The sequence below is a fragment of the Streptomyces bambusae genome, assembly GCF_019400985.1.
GTDB classification, from domain to species: domain Bacteria; phylum Actinomycetota; class Actinomycetes; order Streptomycetales; family Streptomycetaceae; genus Streptomyces; species Streptomyces bambusae_A.
Genome location: NZ_WTFF01000053.1, coordinates 1 through 16,278 on the forward strand (window position 1 = coordinate 1; position 16,278 = coordinate 16,278).

Sequence of the window (16,278 nt, forward strand, 5' to 3'; positions counted from 1 at the left end):
TGCAATTCCGAACCGGCGGTTTCAGTCCGCGCCCCCGCCGCCGGCACCCCAGCCCGGCACCCCAGCGGCCGGGCGCCCCAGCAGCCCGGCGGTCCGGTACCCCACAGGCCCGGCACCCCGGCGGCCCCGAATCTGGGGACTTCGGTGATGCCGGCTGCCAGCCCAGGCCCCGCTCCAGGCGCCCGCCCCCGTCGGGACGGCAGTGGCGGCGAAGGTCGCCCAGGCCTCGCCCCGGGCCAGGGGCGGCCGGCTCAGGACAAGGCCCGGCTTCGGGGCGGGGCGGGGGCCGGCCCCGGGCACTTGGGGCGAGGTGCGGGCTAGTCCGGCGGGGCTCCGGCCAGGAGGTGGGTCAGGAGGCGGACCGCGCCTCGTTTGTGGAGGGGGTCGTTGCCGTTGCCGCACTTCGGGGACTGGATGCAGGACGGGCAGCCGGCCTCGCACTCGCAGGAGGCGATCGCGTCGCGGGTCGCGGTCAGCCACGGGCGGGCCGTGTGGAAGGCCCGCTCGGCGAAGCCCGCGCCGCCCGGGTGGCCGTCGTAGACGAAGACCGTCGGAAGGAGGGTGTCCGGGTGGAGCGGCACGGAGACGCCGCCGATGTCCCAGCGGTCGCAGGTGGCGAAGAGCGGGAGGAGGCCGATGGAGGCGTGCTCGGCGGCGTGCAGGGCGCCGCCGAGGATCTCCGGGCTGATCCGGGCCCCGTCCAGCTGGTCCTCGGTGACCGTCCACCACACGGCCCGGGTGCGCAGGGTGCGCGGCGGCAGGTCCAGCTTGGCCTCGCCGAGCACCTCGCCGGTGATCAGCTTGCGGCGGAGGTAGGAGACGACCTGGTTGGTGACCTCGACCGAGCCGAAGCAGAGCCTGCCCGCGCCCCAGGCGATCTCGGTGTCGGTCTCCAGGATGGCGATGGAGGTGGTGTCACGCGCGGTGGTCGAGAAGGGCGGGTCGGCCTCCTCGACCAGGGCGACCGGGCCGTGCGGGTCGTCCAGGTCCAGGCGCCGTACGAGGTAGGTGCGGCCCTGGTGGAGGTGGACGGCGCCGTCGTGGACGGCGGTGTGGGCTGCCGATTCGTCGACGGTGCCCAGCAGCCGGCCGGTGTCGGCCTCGACGATCTGCACCGGTTTGCCGCCGCCGCCGCGGATGTCGGCCAGGTCCGAGGCGCGTTCGCGGCGGGTCCAGTGCCAGGCGGTGGTCCGGCGGCGCAGCAGCCGGGCGGATTCGAGCTGGGGGAGGAGGTCGCGTGCGGCCGGGCCGAAGAGGGCCAGGTCCGCGTCGGTGAGCGGGAGCTCGGCCGCGGCCGCGCACAGGTGCGGGGCGAGGACGTACGGGTTGTCGGGGTCGAGGACCGTGGCCTCGACGGGCCGCCGGAAGAGGGCCTCGGGGTGGTGCACGAGATACGTGTCCAGCGGGTCGTCCCGGGCGATCAGCACGGCCAGGGCGCCCTGGCCGCCCCGGCCGGCCCGGCCCGCCTGCTGCCACAGCGAGGCCCGGGTGCCGGGGTAGCCGGCGATCAGGACGGCGTCCAGGCCCGAGACGTCCACGCCCAGCTCCAGCGCGCTGGTGGCGGCCAGGCCCAGCAGCTCCCCGGAGTGCAGGGCCCGCTCCAGGGCACGGCGCTCCTCGGGGAGGTAGCCGCCCCGGTAGGCGGCCACCCGCCCGGGCAGCGACCGGTCCACCGCCGCCAGCCGGTCCTGGGTGATCACGGCGATCAGCTCGGCGCCGCGCCGGGAGCGGACGAAGGCGACCGTACGGACGCCCTGGACGACCAGGTCGGTCAGCAGGTCGGCGGTCTCGGCGGTGGCGGTGCGGCGGACCGGGGCGCCGCGCTCGCCGTGCAGTTCGGTGAGCGGGGGCTCCCACAGGGCGAAGACGACCTCGCCGCGGGGGGAGGCGTCGTCCACCACCTCGGTGACCGGCACCCCGGTGAGGCGGGACGCGGCCGCCGCCGGGTCGCTCGCGGTGGCGGAGGCGAGCAGGAAGACCGGGTCCGCCCCGTAGCGGGCGCACAACCGGCGGAGCCGGCGCAGCACCTGGGCGACGTGGGAGCCGAACACGCCGCGGTAGGTGTGGCACTCGTCGATGACGACATAGCGCAGGGTGCGCAGGAAGGAGGACCAGCGCGGGTGGGCCGGGAGTATCCCGCGGTGCAGCATGTCGGGGTTGGTGAGCACGTAGTTGGCGTACTGGCGGACCCATTCGCGTTCCTCGACGGGGGTGTCCCCGTCGTAGACGGCGGGGCGGACCGCGTGGCCGAGCGGGGCGGCGAGTTCGCGTACGGCCCGGCGCTGGTCGGCGGCGAGCGCCTTGGTCGGCGCGAGGTACAGCGCGGTCGCGCCGCGGCCGCCCGCCCGTCGCCCGCCACCACCCCGGGGAAGCGCTCCGCGCTGCAGCGTTTCCCGTGCGGGGGCCTCTGCGCCGTCCGCGAGGGCCGTCAGGACGGGCGCGAGGTAGGCCAGCGACTTGCCGGAGGCGGTACCGGTGGCGACGACCACCGACTCGCCGTCCAGGGCGTGCTCGGCGGCCGCGGCCTGGTGTGCCCACGGGTGTTCGATGCCGTTCGCCCGAATGGCCGCTACGACATCCGTTCGGATGCGGTCGGGCCACACTGCATGACGACCCTCCCGAGGGGGCAAGTGCTCCGTATGAGTGATGCGAGCAGCGCGGGACGGCCCCCGTGACAGCCGGTCCAGGACCAGGCCGGGGGTGGGTCGTGGGTCCGTGGGCGCCGTGCGGCGACCGGGACCTGGAGTGTGGGCCATTGGAACCGAGTGTGTCACCGGCGTCGGGGACAATGGACAGAAGGCGTCGTGCGCGCCTGTCGGTAAGTGATTGAATGCCATCGCGGCAGCCAATCCCTCCCCTACCTTCGGGTGGGGAGGCCCCTGGGGGGCGCCGCTCGATAGCAAGGTGCTGGAGGATCCGTGGACCTGTCCCTGTCGACTCGCACTGTCGGCGACCGCACGGTCGTCGAGGTCGGTGGCGAGATTGATGTGTATACCGCGCCGAAGCTGCGCGAGCAGTTGGTCGAGTTGGTGAACGACGGCAGCTACCACCTGGTCGTCGACATGGAGCGGGTGGACTTCCTCGACTCCACCGGTCTCGGTGTGCTCGTCGGCGGCCTCAAGCGCGTCCGGGCCCACGAGGGCTCGCTGCGCCTGGTGTGCAACCAGGAGCGCATCCTCAAGATTTTCCGCATCACCGGTCTGACCAAGGTGTTCCCGATCCACACGACGGTCGAGGACGCCGTCGCGGCCACCGACTGAAACGGCACCGGAAGAAGCAGCGGGGTACCGGGCCGGATCGGCCCGGCCCCTGCAAGGCACGCCTGTAGTCCGAGGGGGACGCCATGGCCATCGTCGAACTCCGCTTCAGCGCTCAGCCCGAACACGTCCGGACGGCCCGCCTGGTCGCGGCCGCCGTGGCGCGCCGGGCCGGTGTGGAGGAGGCAGTGCTCGACGAGGTCAGGCTCGCCGTCGGCGAGGCCTGCACGCGTGCCGTCGGGCTGCACCGCAGCCACGGGCTGACCGCCCCGGTGCGGGTCGTGCTGACCGAGGACGAGAAGCTCTTCTCCATCGAGGTCGGCGACGAGGTCCCCGGCCCGCCCGGGAGCGGCGACGAGACGGTGCCCGGGATGGACGCTGCCCTCGACCCCGACACGGAGGTCGAGGACGACATGGGGCTGGCGGTGATCAGCGGCCTGGTCGACGACGTCGAGGTCACCAGTGGTGAATCGGGCGGCGTCATCCGGATGAGCTGGCCCGCCTCCGGCGCCGTGGACGTTCCCTAGATCTTTAATCCAATCTTCGGATTCTTTTTCAAAGGCCCTGCTGAGCAGGGCCTTTTTCGTGCCCGTAGATCAATTGAGCAGGCGTCAATGCTTTTGCCCCATTACCACTTTCGGGGGTAATGGAGTGACGCGATCTTTTGCTGAGGAGCAGCAGCAGGCCAATTCCGTTTCCTGCGTACTGTTTTGATCAGGTGACGCTCCCTACAATCCGTCCACATCTTTGAGCTCATCACGTCAAGGAGGACGAATGACGGGGCTCTTCACCCCAACAGCTGCCGCGGTACTCACCGATGACAATCGGCTCATCGTGATCGTCATTGCGGCAGTCGCAGTTGCCGCCCTCGTCGTGGCGCAGGTCCTGGTCCGCCAGGTCCTCGCCGCAGACGAGGGCACAGACGCCATGAAGAAGATCGCGGCGGCCGTCCAGGAAGGCGCCAACGCCTACCTCGGCCGCCAGCTGCGGACCCTCGGCATCTTCGCCGTCGTGGTCTTCTTCCTGCTCTTCCTGCTCCCCGCGGACACCTGGTCGCAGCGGGCCGGACGTTCCGCCTTCTTCCTCGTGGGCGCCCTCTTCTCCGCGATCACCGGCTACGTCGGCATGAGACTGGCGGTCCGCGCCAACGTCCGCGTCGCCGCCGCGGCCCGCGAGGCCACCCCCGCCGAGGGCGAGCCCGCCAAGGACCTGACCGACGTCTCCCACAAGGCGATGCGGATCGCCTTCCGCACCGGCGGCGTGGTGGGCATGTTCACGGTCGGCCTCGGCCTGCTCGGCGCCTCGTGCGTCGTTCTCGTCTACGCCGCGGACGCCCCCAAGGTGCTGGAGGGCTTCGGCCTGGGCGCAGCGCTCATCGCGATGTTCATGCGCGTGGGCGGCGGCATCTTCACCAAGGCCGCCGACGTCGGCGCCGACCTGGTCGGCAAGGTCGAACAGGGCATTCCGGAGGACGATCCGCGCAATGCCGCGACCATCGCCGACAATGTGGGCGACAACGTCGGCGACTGCGCCGGCATGGCGGCCGACCTCTTCGAGTCGTACGCGGTCACGCTCGTCGCCGCGCTCATCCTCGGCAAGGCCGCCTTCGGCGACCTGGGCCTGGCCTTCCCGCTGATCGTGCCCGCCATCGGCGTGATCACCGCCATGATCGGCATCTTCGCCGTCTCCCCGCGCCGCAACGACCGCAGCGGCATGACCGCCATCAACCGCGGCTTCTTCATCTCCGCCGTGATCTCCCTGGTCCTGGTGGCCGTCGCCGTCTTCGTGTACCTGCCGAGCAGCTACAAGGAGCTCGTCGGCGTCGAGAACGCCGCCATCACCGGCCACGCCGGCGACCCGCGCGTCCTCGCGCTGGTGGCCGTGGCCATCGGCATCGTGCTCGCGGCCCTCATCCAGCAGCTCACCGGCTACTTCACCGAGACCAACCGCCGCCCCGTCCGGGACATCGGCAAGTCCTCGCTGACCGGCCCCGCCACCGTGGTCCTCGCCGGCATCTCGGTGGGCCTGGAGTCCGCCGTCTACACCGCGCTGCTCATCGGCCTCGGCGTCTACGGCGCGTTCCTGCTGGGCGGTACGTCGATCATGCTGGCCCTGTTCGCCGTCGCGCTGGCCGGCACCGGCCTGCTCACCACCGTTGGTGTCATCGTCGCCATGGACACCTTCGGCCCGGTCTCCGACAACGCCCAGGGCATCGCCGAGATGTCCGGCGACGTCGAGGGCTCCGGCGCGCGGGTCCTCACCGACCTCGACGCCGTGGGCAACACCACCAAGGCCATCACCAAGGGCATCGCCATCGCCACCGCCGTGCTCGCCGCCGCGGCGCTCTTCGGCTCGTACAGCGACGCGATCAGCGGTGCCGTCAAGGACGTCGGCGCCAAGGCCGGCGACCTGAGCCTGAGCCTGGACATCGGCCAGCCCAACAACCTGGTCGGCCTGGTCCTCGGCGCGGCCGTCGTGTTCCTCTTCTCCGGCCTGGCCATCAACGCCGTCTCGCGGTCCGCGGGCGCGGTGGTCTACGAGGTGCGCCGTCAGTTCCGCGAGCACCCCGGGATCATGGACTACTCGGAGAAGCCCGAGTACGGACGCGTCGTCGACATCTGCACCAAGGACGCGCTGCGCGAGCTGGCCACCCCCGGCCTGCTCGCCGTGATGGCCCCCATCGCCGTCGGCTTCACCCTCGGCGTCGGCGCGCTCGGCTCGTACCTGGCCGGCGCCATCGGCTGCGGCACGCTCATGGCGGTCTTCCTGGCCAACTCCGGCGGCGCCTGGGACAACGCCAAGAAGCTCGTCGAGGACGGCCACCACGGCGGCAAGGGCAGTGAGGCGCACGCCGCGACCGTCATCGGCGACACCGTCGGCGACCCGTTCAAGGACACCGCCGGCCCGGCCATCAACCCGCTGCTGAAGGTCATGAACCTGGTGGCGCTGCTGATCGCCCCGGCCGTCGTCCAGTTCAGTTACGGCGACGACGCCAGCCCGGCGGTCCGCGCCGTCGTGGCGGTCCTGGCGATCGCGGTCATCGTCGTCGCGGTGTACGTGTCGAAGAAGCGCGGTATCGCGGTCGGGGACGACAGCGGCGGCGGCGCGGCCGAACGGGTCGCCCAGCAGCCCGACCCGGCCACCGCGGTCTCCTAGACCCGGGGCAGGGCCCGGACACGGGGCGGTGCGCGGGGCCGGACACGGGGCCGGACACCCCGCTCCGACCCGGTCTCGGACCTAGGCCCGAACGGCGGACAGGCGACGCGGACTGACGCGTCGTCTGTCCGCCTTTCTGCGCGCTCAGTCGGGAGGCGTGTATGTTCCGGCCGAGAGCCTTGGAAGGGACCAATCCGGTGAACAAGAAGCTTGCGGCCGCAGCCTCCTGCTGTGCGGTGCTGATGCTCGTCCTGTCCGGCTGCGGTGACGACAGCGGCGACAATAAGGCCGACGGCTGGGCCAAGAAGGTCTGCGACGGCTGGCAGCCCAACCTCAAGAAGATCGAGGACGCCAACGCCGAGATCAAGCGCGTCGCGACGGAGAACGCCAAGTCGGAGGACGTCCAGAAGACCGACTCGGCGGCGTTCCAGCAGATCTCGGACGCCTACAAGGCGATGGCCGAATCGCTGACCTCGGCCGGCGCCCCGCCCGTCAAGGAGGGCGAGGCGGCCATGAACGCCGCGGCCGCCGGCTTCACCGCCACGGCCAAGGGCTACACCGATCTCAAGACGCAGATCGACGGTCTCGACCCCAAGGACCAGGGCAAGTTCGCGGAGGGCCTCAAGACGGTCGCCGGCGGCATCGAAGAGGCCAACAAGGGCGCCAACCAGGCCCGCGACCAGCTGAAGACCGGCGGTCTGGACAAGGCGATGAACAGCCAGAAGGGCTGCCAGATGACGAGCCCTGCGCCGGCCCAGAGCTGATCCGCGACCCGCCGCTCCTCCCCGGAGGAGCGGCGGACGGCACCTTGACGCCTTCCGGGCGTCCCGGCGTCGCCTTCCGGGCGTCCCGGCGTCGCCCTCCGGGCGTCCGGCGTCGCGTTCCGCACGTCCCGGCGACGCGTGACGCGGCCCGCTGCGACGTATACGGCGCCCGTCCTGCGCCGCGCGACGCCGCACGAACGTCGGCCGATGCCGCACGAACGCCGCCTGCGACGCCACACGACTCCATACGACGCCACACGACGTCGCCGGGGCCCCGGCAGTCCCGGCCGCGTCACACGCATCGTCCGTGCCACCGGACACAATGGTCGCGTGAGTACCGCCACCCGCCTTCCCGTGTCCGACCATGCCGCCGAGCTCCGCGCGGCCCTGCTCGCGGCCGGCTTCACCGCCGACGGGCTGCTCGACCTCCTCGGCGCCCCCGCGTACGCCGCGCTGGCCCGCAGCGAGACCGTGCCCGCGCTGCGCGCCACCCGCGCCGACGGCCCGCTGGCCCACCTGGTCCGGCTGTTCCTGCTCCAGCAGCCCGTCCCGTACGCCGCCCTGGCCGACGGGCCGGCCGGGCTGCCCCTCGACCGGGTGCTGGCCGACGGCTGGCTGATCCGGGAGAAGGCCGCCGACGGCGCGGACACGGTGCGCGCCACCGTGGACGTGCGCCCGTACGGCGGCCCGGACGGCGAGGACTGGTTCATCGTCTCGGACCTCGGCTGCGCGGTCGGCGGGGCCGGCGGCATCGGCAGCCGCGAGGAGGGCGTCGTCCTCGGCGTGGGCGGTGCGTCCACCACGCTGGCCGGGATCACCGTCCGTACGCCGGTCGGCTCGGCCCTCGACCTCGGCAGCGGTTCGGGCATCCAGGCGCTGCACGCCGCGCAGCACGCCACCCGGGTCACCGCCACCGACGTCAACCCGCGGGCGCTGGAATTCACCCGGTTGACGCTTGCGCTCTCCGGGGCCCCCGAGGCGGAGCTGCTGACCGGCTCGCTCTTCGAACCGGTGGGCGACGCGACGTACGACCTGATCGTCTCCAACCCGCCCTTCGTGATCTCCCCCCGTGCCCGGCTGACCTACCGCGACGGCGGGATGGGCGGCGACGACCTGTGCCGCACGCTGGTGCAGCAGGCGGGCCGGCACCTCAACCCCGGCGGGTACGCGCAGTTCCTCGCCAACTGGCAGCACGTGGAAGGAGAGGACTGGAAGGACCGGCTCCGCTCCTGGGTGCCGCAGGGCTGCGACGCCTGGATCGTGCAGCGCGAGGTGCAGGACATCACGCAGTACGCGGAGCTGTGGCTGCGCGACGCGGGCGACCACCGCGCCGACGCGGCGGCATACGCGGCGCACTACGAGGCCTGGCTGGAGGAGTTCGAGGCGCGCGGAACCAAGGCCGTCGGATTCGGCTGGATCACGCTGCACCGCTCCGACACCGCGGAGCCCTCGATCGTCGTCGAGGAATGGCCGCACCCCGTGGAGCAGCCGCTCGGGGAGACCGTACGGGCGCACTTCGCCCGCCAGGACTTCCTGCGGGAGCACGACGACGCCGCGCTGCTGGAAGGCCGGTTCCGGCTGGTCGAGGAGGTCGTCCAGGAGCAGGTCGGCACGCCCGGCGCCGAGGATCCCGAGCACGTCGTGCTCCGGCAGAACCGCGGGATGCGGCGGGCCACCAAGGTGGACACGGTCGGGGCGGGCTTCGCCGGGGTGTGCGACGGCTCACTGACCGCCGGGCGGATCCTGGACGCGATCGCCCAGCTCGTCCAGGAGGACCCGGTCCTGCTGCGGGACCGGACTCCGGAGGCCATCCGGATGCTCGTCGAGCAGGGCTTCCTGGAGCCGGCGGGGGCGGCTCGGCCGTGACGGGCCGCATGGCGGCGGCTCAGGGCCGCCCGGCCGTGACGGGGGCCGCCCGGCCCTGAGCCGCCACCTGCCCTCGGTTGCCGCCCCGCCCCGATTTCACCTCCCGTTCGCCCCCCGTACCCCCTCGGCTGGCAGGCTCCGCCGCAGGGGGAGTCCGGGGGGACTCCCCGGGATTCGGCACGAGGCCCGAGGGGAAGGGGGAGCGGCATGGAGACGGGACCTGCGATCTTCGCGGCGGCGGTGTTCCTGCTGTTCGGGGCCGCAATGCTGACCTGGACGGGCGCGCGCCTCCTGCACCGGGCACCGGTCGCCGAGGGCGTGCGCCCCGCCGTGGCCGTACCGGTCGCGCTGCTGGCCGGCGGCCTCTGCCTGACGCTCGGCGCCTGGTGCCTGGGCCGGCTCTGACATCGGTTCCGGTTCCGGCTCCGGCACCGGCTCCGGCACCGGCGTGACGGCGGGGCCAGACGGCCCTCCGGCCACTCGGCCCGGTGATCACATGAGGACCCGCGCGGCATCCGGGCGGCAGAAATGGCACTTGTCGGGTTACCGTTCGAGTGGCCGTTGCGGGCTTGTGCCGTTTGACACGGGGGCGGGTTGTACCGTCACACTCCGCAGCGTCGCCGTACTGCGACCGAGTGCCGACCGGAGAGAAGAGCCAAGTTGTCCCCGACTAGCGAGACCGCAAAGGGCGGCCGCCGACTCGTCATCGTCGAGTCCCCTGCCAAGGCGAAGACGATCAAGGGCTACCTCGGCCCCGGATACGTCGTCGAGGCGAGCGTCGGGCACATCCGCGACCTGCCGAACGGCGCCGCCGAGGTCCCCGAGAAGTACACCGGCGAGGTCCGCCGCCTCGGCGTGGACGTCGAGCACGACTTCCAGCCGATCTACGTCGTCAACGCCGACAAGAAGGCCCAGGTCAGGAAGCTCAAGGAGCTGCTGGCCGAGTCCGACGAGCTCTTCCTCGCCACCGATGAGGACCGCGAGGGCGAAGCCATCGCGTGGCACCTCCAGGAAGTGCTCAAGCCCAAGGTCCCCGTCCACCGGATGGTCTTCCACGAGATCACCAAGGACGCCATCCGGGACGCCGTCGCCAACCCGCGCGAGCTCAACCAGCGCATGGTCGACGCCCAGGAGACCCGCCGCATCCTCGACCGCCTCTACGGATACGAGGTCTCGCCGGTCCTGTGGAAGAAGGTCATGCCGCGGCTGTCGGCCGGCCGCGTCCAGTCCGTCGCCACCCGGCTCGTCGTCGAGCGCGAGCGCGAGCGCATCGCCTTCCGCTCCGCCGAGTACTGGGACCTCACCGGCACCTTCTCCACCGGCCGCGTCGGCGACACCTCCGACCCGTCCTCGCTGGTCGCGCGGCTGAACACGGTCGACGGCCGGCGTGTCGCGCAGGGCCGCGACTTCGGTTCCAACGGGCAGCTCAAGAGCGACGTCCTGCACCTGGACGAGGCGAACGCCCGGGCGCTGGCCGCCGCGCTCGCCGACTCCTCGTTCGCCGTCCGCTCGGTCGAGTCCAAGCCGTACCGCCGGTCCCCCTACGCTCCTTTCCGTACCACCACGCTCCAGCAGGAGGCCTCGCGCAAGCTGGGCTTCGGTGCCAAGGCGACGATGCAGGTGGCGCAGAAGCTGTACGAGAACGGCTTCATCACCTACATGCGTACGGACTCCACGATCCTGTCCGACACCGCGGTCGCCGCGGCCCGCGCCCAGGTCACCCAGCTCTACGGCGCCGACTACCTGCCGGAGAAGCCGCGGGTCTACGCGGGCAAGGTCAAGAACGCCCAGGAGGCGCACGAGGCGATCCGGCCTTCGGGTGATCGTTTCCGCACCCCCGCCGAGACCGGTCTGACCGGCGACCAGTTCAAGCTCTACGAACTGATCTGGAAGCGGACCGTCGCCTCCCAGATGAAGGACGCCACCGGAAACTCGGTCACCGTCAAGATCGGCGGCGCGGCGAGCGACGGCCGCGACGCCGAGTTCACCGCGTCCGGCAAGACGATCACCTTCCACGGCTTCATGAAGGCCTACGTCGAGGGCGCCGACGACCCGAACGCCGAGCTCGACGACCGCGAGCGGCGCCTGCCGCAGGTCGCCGAGGGCGACGCGCTGGCCGCCGAGGAGATCACGGCGGACGGCCACGCGACCAAGCCGCCGGCCCGGTACACCGAGGCCTCGCTGGTCAAGGAGCTGGAGGAGCGCGAGATCGGCCGCCCGTCGACGTACGCGTCGATCATCGGCACGATCCTGGACCGCGGCTACGTCTTCAAGAAGGGCACGGCCCTCGTCCCGTCCTTCCTGTCCTTCGCCGTGGTCAACCTGCTGGAGAAGCACTTCGGCCGGCTCGTCGACTACGACTTCACCGCCAAGATGGAGGACGACCTCGACCGCATCGCCCGGGGCGAGGCGCAGTCGGTGCCGTGGCTCAAGCGCTTCTACTTCGGCGCCGAGCACGGTCCGGCGGCCGCCGAGAACGGCGACGCGGACGCGCTCGGCGGGCTGAAGGAGCTCGTCACGGACCTCGGCGCGATCGACGCCCGGGAGATCTCCTCCTTCCCGGTCGGCGACGGCATCGTGCTGCGCGTCGGGCGCTACGGCCCGTACGTCGAGCGCGGCGAGAAGGACGCCGAGGGCCACCAGCGCGCCGACGTCCCCGACGACCTCGCGCCCGACGAGCTGACGGTCGAGTACGCGCAGGAGCTGTTCGCCCGGCCCAGCGGCGAGTTCCAGCTCGGCAAGGACCCCGTCAGCGGCAACGAGATCGTGGCCAAGGACGGCCGCTACGGCCCGTACGTGACGGAGATCCTCCCCGAGGGCACCCCGAAGACCGGCAAGAACGCGGTCAAGCCGCGCACCGCCTCGCTCTTCAAGACGATGTCGCTGGACACCGTCACGCTGGAGGACGCGCTCAAGCTGATGTCGCTGCCGCGCGTCGTCGGCACCGACGCCGAGGGCGTGGAGATCACCGCCCAGAACGGCCGCTACGGCCCGTACCTGAAGAAGGGCACGGACTCGCGGTCCCTGGAGACCGAGGACCAGCTCTTCACCATCACGCTGGACGAGGCCCTGGCCATCTACGCCCAGCCGAAGGTGCGCGGGCGGGCCGCCGCCAAGCCGCCGCTGAAGGAGCTGGGCACGGACCCGGTCAGCGAGCGCCCGGTCGTCGTCAAGGACGGCCGCTTCGGCCCGTACGTGACCGACGGCGAGACCAACGCGACGCTGCGGCGGGACGACGACGTCGAGACCATCACGCCGGAGCGGGGCTACGAGCTGCTCGCCGAGAAGCGGGCCAAGGGTCCGGCGAAGAAGGTGGCGAAGAAGGCGCCCGCCAAGAAGACCGCGGCGAAGAAGACCACCACGGCGAAGAAGACGGCCGCCAAGAAGACGACGGCCGCCAAGACCACCGCGGCGGCGAAGAAGACGACGACGACGGCCAAGGCGGCGACCGCCAAGAAGACGACGGCGACGAAGGCTACGGCGAAGAAGGCGACGGCGACGAAGGCGACGGCGGCCGGGACGGCCACCGCGGCCCCGTCCGAGGAGTAGCCGGGAAGCCCGCTCGGCACGGCCCGGCCCCGGTCCCCCCTGTGCGTGGGGGCCGGGGCCGGGCCGTTGTCCGCGAGGGGTTGTCCGCAAGGGGTTATCCACAAGGGCCCGGCCGGGGACGTCCGGGAAGGTGGCGCAGCGGATAGGCTGGGCGGATGACGCGAGCCGAGCACCAGGCGGTCGTGACCACCGCGAACCCCACCTACGACGAAGCACTGGCCGCGGACTCCCGCGAGCGGGCGGTGCGGGCCCTGCTGCGCACCCCCCGGCTGCGCCGGCTGTGGAGCGCCCAGCTGGTCAGCGGCATCGGCGACGCCCTCGCGCTGCTCGTCCTGGTGCTGCTCGTGCTCCAGGCCGCCGTCTCCGCGGAGACCTTCGGCGGCGGCTACCGCGGCGCCGCCCTCGCCGTCGCCGCCGGCTTCGGCGTACGCATCCTCGCCACGCTGCTCACCGGCGCCGTGCTGCTCGGCCCGCTGGCCAACCTCATGGCCGCCGGCGGCAAGCTGGACCGCCGCTGGACGATGATCGGCGCCGACGGGCTGCGGATCGGCCTGTTCGTGGTCGCCCCGCTGTGGCTCGACTGGATCCCGGCCCACGCGGTCACCGCACTGCTGGCCACCGTGTTCCTCTCCGGTGTCACCGAGCGGCTGTGGACGCTGGCCAAGGACTCCGCCGCGCCGGCCCTGTGCCCGCCTCCGCCGCCGGAGGGGGCCACCGTACGGCCGCTGCCCGACCACCTCGACGCCCTGCGCCGCCTGAACCTGCGTACGACCTTCGCCGCGCTGCCCGCGGCGGCCGGCGTGCTGCTCGCCGCGACCCTGGTCGGCAAGGCGATCGGCCTCGGCGTGGACTGGTTCGCCGCGAACCAGGCAGCGCTCGGGTCGTACGTCGCCGCAGGCCTGTTCGCCGCGTCCGTCTCGCTGCTGCTGCCGCTGGTGCTGCCCGACACCAAGACCCCGCGTCCCCGCTCCCCGCTGGAGGGGCTGCGCGCGCCGAAGTCCCCCGAGGGCCGGCCCGAGACCGGCCGCACAGGCGCGGTCCCGCTGCTCGTACTGGCCTGCGCGGCCGTCGCCGGGGCGATCTCCAGCGCCACCGCGGTGAGCGTCCTGCACGCCTACGACCTGGGCGGCGGCCCGGTCACCTTCGCCCTGCTGGTCCTCGCCCTCAGCGGCGGCACCGGCCTGGGCATCCGCGCCACCCAGACCGGCAAGATGCTGCCCGCCCTCTCCCGCCGCCGGCTGCTGGCCCTGGCCCTCGCGGTCACCGGGCTCGCGCTGCTGCTGGCCGGCCTGGTGCCGGACACGGCCACGGTGGTGTTCCTGGCGCTGCTCGCCGGCACCGCCGCGGGCGTCGCGGCCAACACCGGGCACACGCTGCTGGACCAGGAGACCGAGGAGTTCCGCCGGGCCCGGGTCACCGAGCACCTGCACGCCGTCGTCCGCGTCGCCGTCGCCGCCGGCGCGCTGGTCGCACCCGTGCTCGCGGCCGGCATCGGCCCGCACCGGCTCGGCGGCGGCGACGTCGCCCTGGCCCACGGCGGGGCCGCGTACACCCTGATGCTGGTCGGCGTCCTGCTGCTGCCGGCCGCCGTGATCGTGCTGGTCAAGGCCGACGACCGGCGCGGGGTGCCGCTGCGGCGCGACCTGCGCGAGGCCCTGCGCGGCGGCGAGCCGGTGCAGACGCCGTCCGCGACCGGATTCTTCATCGCCCTGGAGGGCGGCGACGGCGCCGGCAAGTCCACCCAGGTGGACGCGCTGGCGGAGTGGATACGGGGCAAGGGCCACGAGGTCGTCGTCACCCGCGAGCCCGGCGCCACCCCGGTGGGCAAGCGGCTGCGCTCGATCCTGCTCGACGTGTCCTCGGCGGGCCTGTCCAACCGGGCCGAGGCCCTGCTGTACGCCGCCGACCGCGCCGAGCACGTCGACACCGTGGTCCGGCCCGCCCTGGAGCGGGGCGCGGTGGTCATCTCCGACCGCTACATCGACTCGTCGGTGGCCTACCAGGGCGCCGGCCGTGACCTGTCGCCGACCGAGATCGCGCGGATCTCGCGGTGGGCGACGAGCGGGCTGGTGCCCAACCTGACCGTGCTGCTGGACGTCTCCCCGGAGACCGCCCGCGAGCGCTTCACCGAGGCGCCGGACCGGCTGGAGTCGGAGCCGGCCGAGTTCCACCAGCGGGTCCGGGCAGGATTCCTGACCCTGGCGGCCGCCGACCCGGGCCGCTACCTGGTCGTGGACGCCGGCCAGGACCCCGGCTCCGTCACCACCGTCGTACGCCACCGGCTGGACCGGATGCTCCCGCTGTCCGAGGCCGAGATCGCCGCGCAGGCGGAGGCCCGCCGGCTGGCCGAGGAGGAGGCCCGGCGCAAGGCGGCCGAGGAAGCCGCGCGCAAGGCCGAGGAGGAGCGGCTGCGGGCCGAGGAGGAAGAGCGCCGCAAGGCCGAGGAGGCTGCCCGCAAGGCTGAGGAGGAGCGGTTGCGCGCCGAGGAGGAGGCGCGCCGCAAGGCCGAGGCAGAGGCCGCCCGGATCAAGGCCGAGGCGGAGGCCGCCCGCCGGGCGGAGGAGGAGCGCCTGCGCGCCGAGGAGGAGGCCCGGGAGCGGGCCGAGGCCGAGCGGCTGCGGCGGGAGGCCGAGGAGAAGGCGCGCGCGGCGGAGCAGGAGCGGCTGCGCCGGCAGGCCGAGGAGGAGGCCCGGCTGCGGGCCGAGGCCGAGGAGCGGCGGCGCGAGAAGCAGCGGCGGGCGGAGGAGGCCCTGCTGAAGGCGGAGGAGGCACGCCGACTGGCGGAGGCCTCGGCTGCCGCGGCGGCGGCCGCGAAGGCGGCTGCGGCTTCGGCTGCGGCTTCTGGGGCTTCTGGGGCGGCGGGCTCGGCTTCGGCTTCCGAAGCTTCGGCTGCGTCCGGGGCCAAGGCCGACCTGACGAAGCCGCCGCACACCGCGCAGACCCCGTCCGCGCCCAGGGCCGACCTGACCAAGCCCCCGCAGACCCCCAGCTGGGCCGCCGGCCGGCAGGACGCGGAACCGCACCCGGACGACGCCGTCACCGTCGAGACCCCGGCCCCCAAGCGCGTGGTCACCCCGAACGACGTCACCCAGCCGATCCCGATGCCCAAGACCGCCGACACCCCGCCGACGGCCGAGGAGACGGCGGTGCTGCCGCCCGTACGGCCGGACGCCCCGGCCGGTGCGGTGGACGAGACCGCGGTGCTGCCGCCCGTACGCCCGGACGGCCCGGCTGGTGCGGTGGACGAGACGGCGGTGCTGCCGCCCGTACGCCCGGACGGCCCGAGCCCGAGTGCCTCCCTGCCGACCGTGCAGCGGCCCGACGGGAACCCGACCGACCGGGTGCCGCCGGGCATCTTCCGGGACCCGGCTCCGGCCCCCGCGCCGTACTCCGCGGGCGAGGACGCCACCCGCGAGCTGCCCGTCCTCGACGACGCCGGCCGCCCGCGCCGCCGCTCGGACTGGGCGGAGGAGACCCCGCTGGACGACCTGCCGACCCTGGCGGACGAGCTGCTCGGCCCGCACCGGGACGAGCCGTACGCCGACGACGAGGACGGCCGCCGTCGGCGCCGCTGAGCAGGCTTCGGCACCGGTGCGGCTGTGGCGGCGGCGCACGGGCGGACGGGGAGTGTCAGTGGCCCGGGCCACAATGGTGGGCGGCGTAGGAAGAACGGAAGGCGGTGGGCG

Annotated in this window: 9 protein-coding genes; 8 read left to right on the top strand and 1 reads right to left on the bottom strand. The window is 73.2% G+C overall.

The genetic code is table 11. The features are described from left to right. Positions 1-317 precede the first annotated feature (317 nt). On the bottom strand, positions 318-2,837 hold the full coding sequence (locus tag GPJ59_RS10540) for a DEAD/DEAH box helicase (protein ID WP_219666303.1): 2,520 nt from the start codon (positions 2,835-2,837) through the stop codon (positions 318-320). Between the two features lie 81 nt (positions 2,838-2,918). On the opposite strand from GPJ59_RS10540, the gene bldG reads away from it, so the two are divergent. The 8 genes from bldG (at position 2,919) to tmk (ending at position 16,167) form a co-directional block, all read left to right on the top strand. After that, entirely contained in the window at positions 2,919-3,260 is a 342-nt protein-coding gene (gene bldG, locus GPJ59_RS10545; RefSeq protein WP_030152678.1) for an anti-sigma factor antagonist BldG, read from the top strand. An 83-nt stretch (positions 3,261-3,343) separates the two neighbouring features. Continuing rightward, positions 3,344-3,784, top strand: coding sequence for an ATP-binding protein (locus GPJ59_RS10550; RefSeq protein WP_219666306.1), 441 nt, complete (start codon positions 3,344-3,346; stop codon positions 3,782-3,784). A gap of 247 nt (positions 3,785-4,031) precedes the next feature. Then, positions 4,032-6,413, top strand: a complete 2,382-nt coding sequence (locus GPJ59_RS10555; RefSeq protein ID WP_219666308.1) for a sodium-translocating pyrophosphatase — start codon at positions 4,032-4,034, stop codon at positions 6,411-6,413. A gap of 197 nt (positions 6,414-6,610) precedes the next feature. Beyond that, positions 6,611-7,177 (top strand): small secreted protein, encoded by a 567-nt coding sequence (locus GPJ59_RS10560; RefSeq protein WP_219666315.1) that lies wholly within the window; start codon positions 6,611-6,613, stop codon positions 7,175-7,177. Between the two features lie 330 nt (positions 7,178-7,507). Continuing rightward, positions 7,508-9,043 (top strand): DUF7059 domain-containing protein, encoded by a 1,536-nt coding sequence (locus GPJ59_RS10565; RefSeq protein WP_308120231.1) that lies wholly within the window; start codon positions 7,508-7,510, stop codon positions 9,041-9,043. Positions 9,044-9,250: 207 nt separating this feature from the next. Beyond that, positions 9,251-9,448: a hypothetical protein gene (locus tag GPJ59_RS10570; RefSeq protein ID WP_219666326.1), complete on the top strand. Its 198-nt coding sequence runs from the start codon at positions 9,251-9,253 to the stop codon at positions 9,446-9,448. 255 nt (positions 9,449-9,703) lie between these two features. Further along, positions 9,704-12,592, top strand: coding sequence for a type I DNA topoisomerase (gene topA / locus GPJ59_RS10575; protein ID WP_219666328.1), 2,889 nt, complete (start codon positions 9,704-9,706; stop codon positions 12,590-12,592). Between the two features lie 155 nt (positions 12,593-12,747). Beyond that, the gene (tmk, locus tag GPJ59_RS10580; RefSeq protein ID WP_219666335.1) at positions 12,748-16,167 is read left to right on the top strand and encodes a dTMP kinase; all 3,420 of its coding nucleotides are present in this window, start codon (positions 12,748-12,750) and stop codon (positions 16,165-16,167) included. Positions 16,168-16,278: the final 111 nt, after the last annotated feature.

What these genes read in the sequence shown, in the direction of transcription:
- GPJ59_RS10540 (WP_219666303.1), bottom strand. Translation starts at nt 2,837, where the DNA reads ATGGCATTCAATCACTTACCGACAGGCGCGCACGACGCCTTCTGTCCA.
- GPJ59_RS10550 (WP_219666306.1), top strand. Translation starts at nt 3,344, where the DNA reads ATGGCCATCGTCGAACTCCGCTTCAGCGCTCAGCCCGAACACGTCCGG.
- GPJ59_RS10555 (WP_219666308.1), top strand. Translation starts at nt 4,032, where the DNA reads ATGACGGGGCTCTTCACCCCAACAGCTGCCGCGGTACTCACCGATGAC.
- GPJ59_RS10570 (WP_219666326.1), top strand. Translation starts at nt 9,251, where the DNA reads ATGGAGACGGGACCTGCGATCTTCGCGGCGGCGGTGTTCCTGCTGTTC.
- tmk (WP_219666335.1), top strand. Translation starts at nt 12,748, where the DNA reads ATGACGCGAGCCGAGCACCAGGCGGTCGTGACCACCGCGAACCCCACC.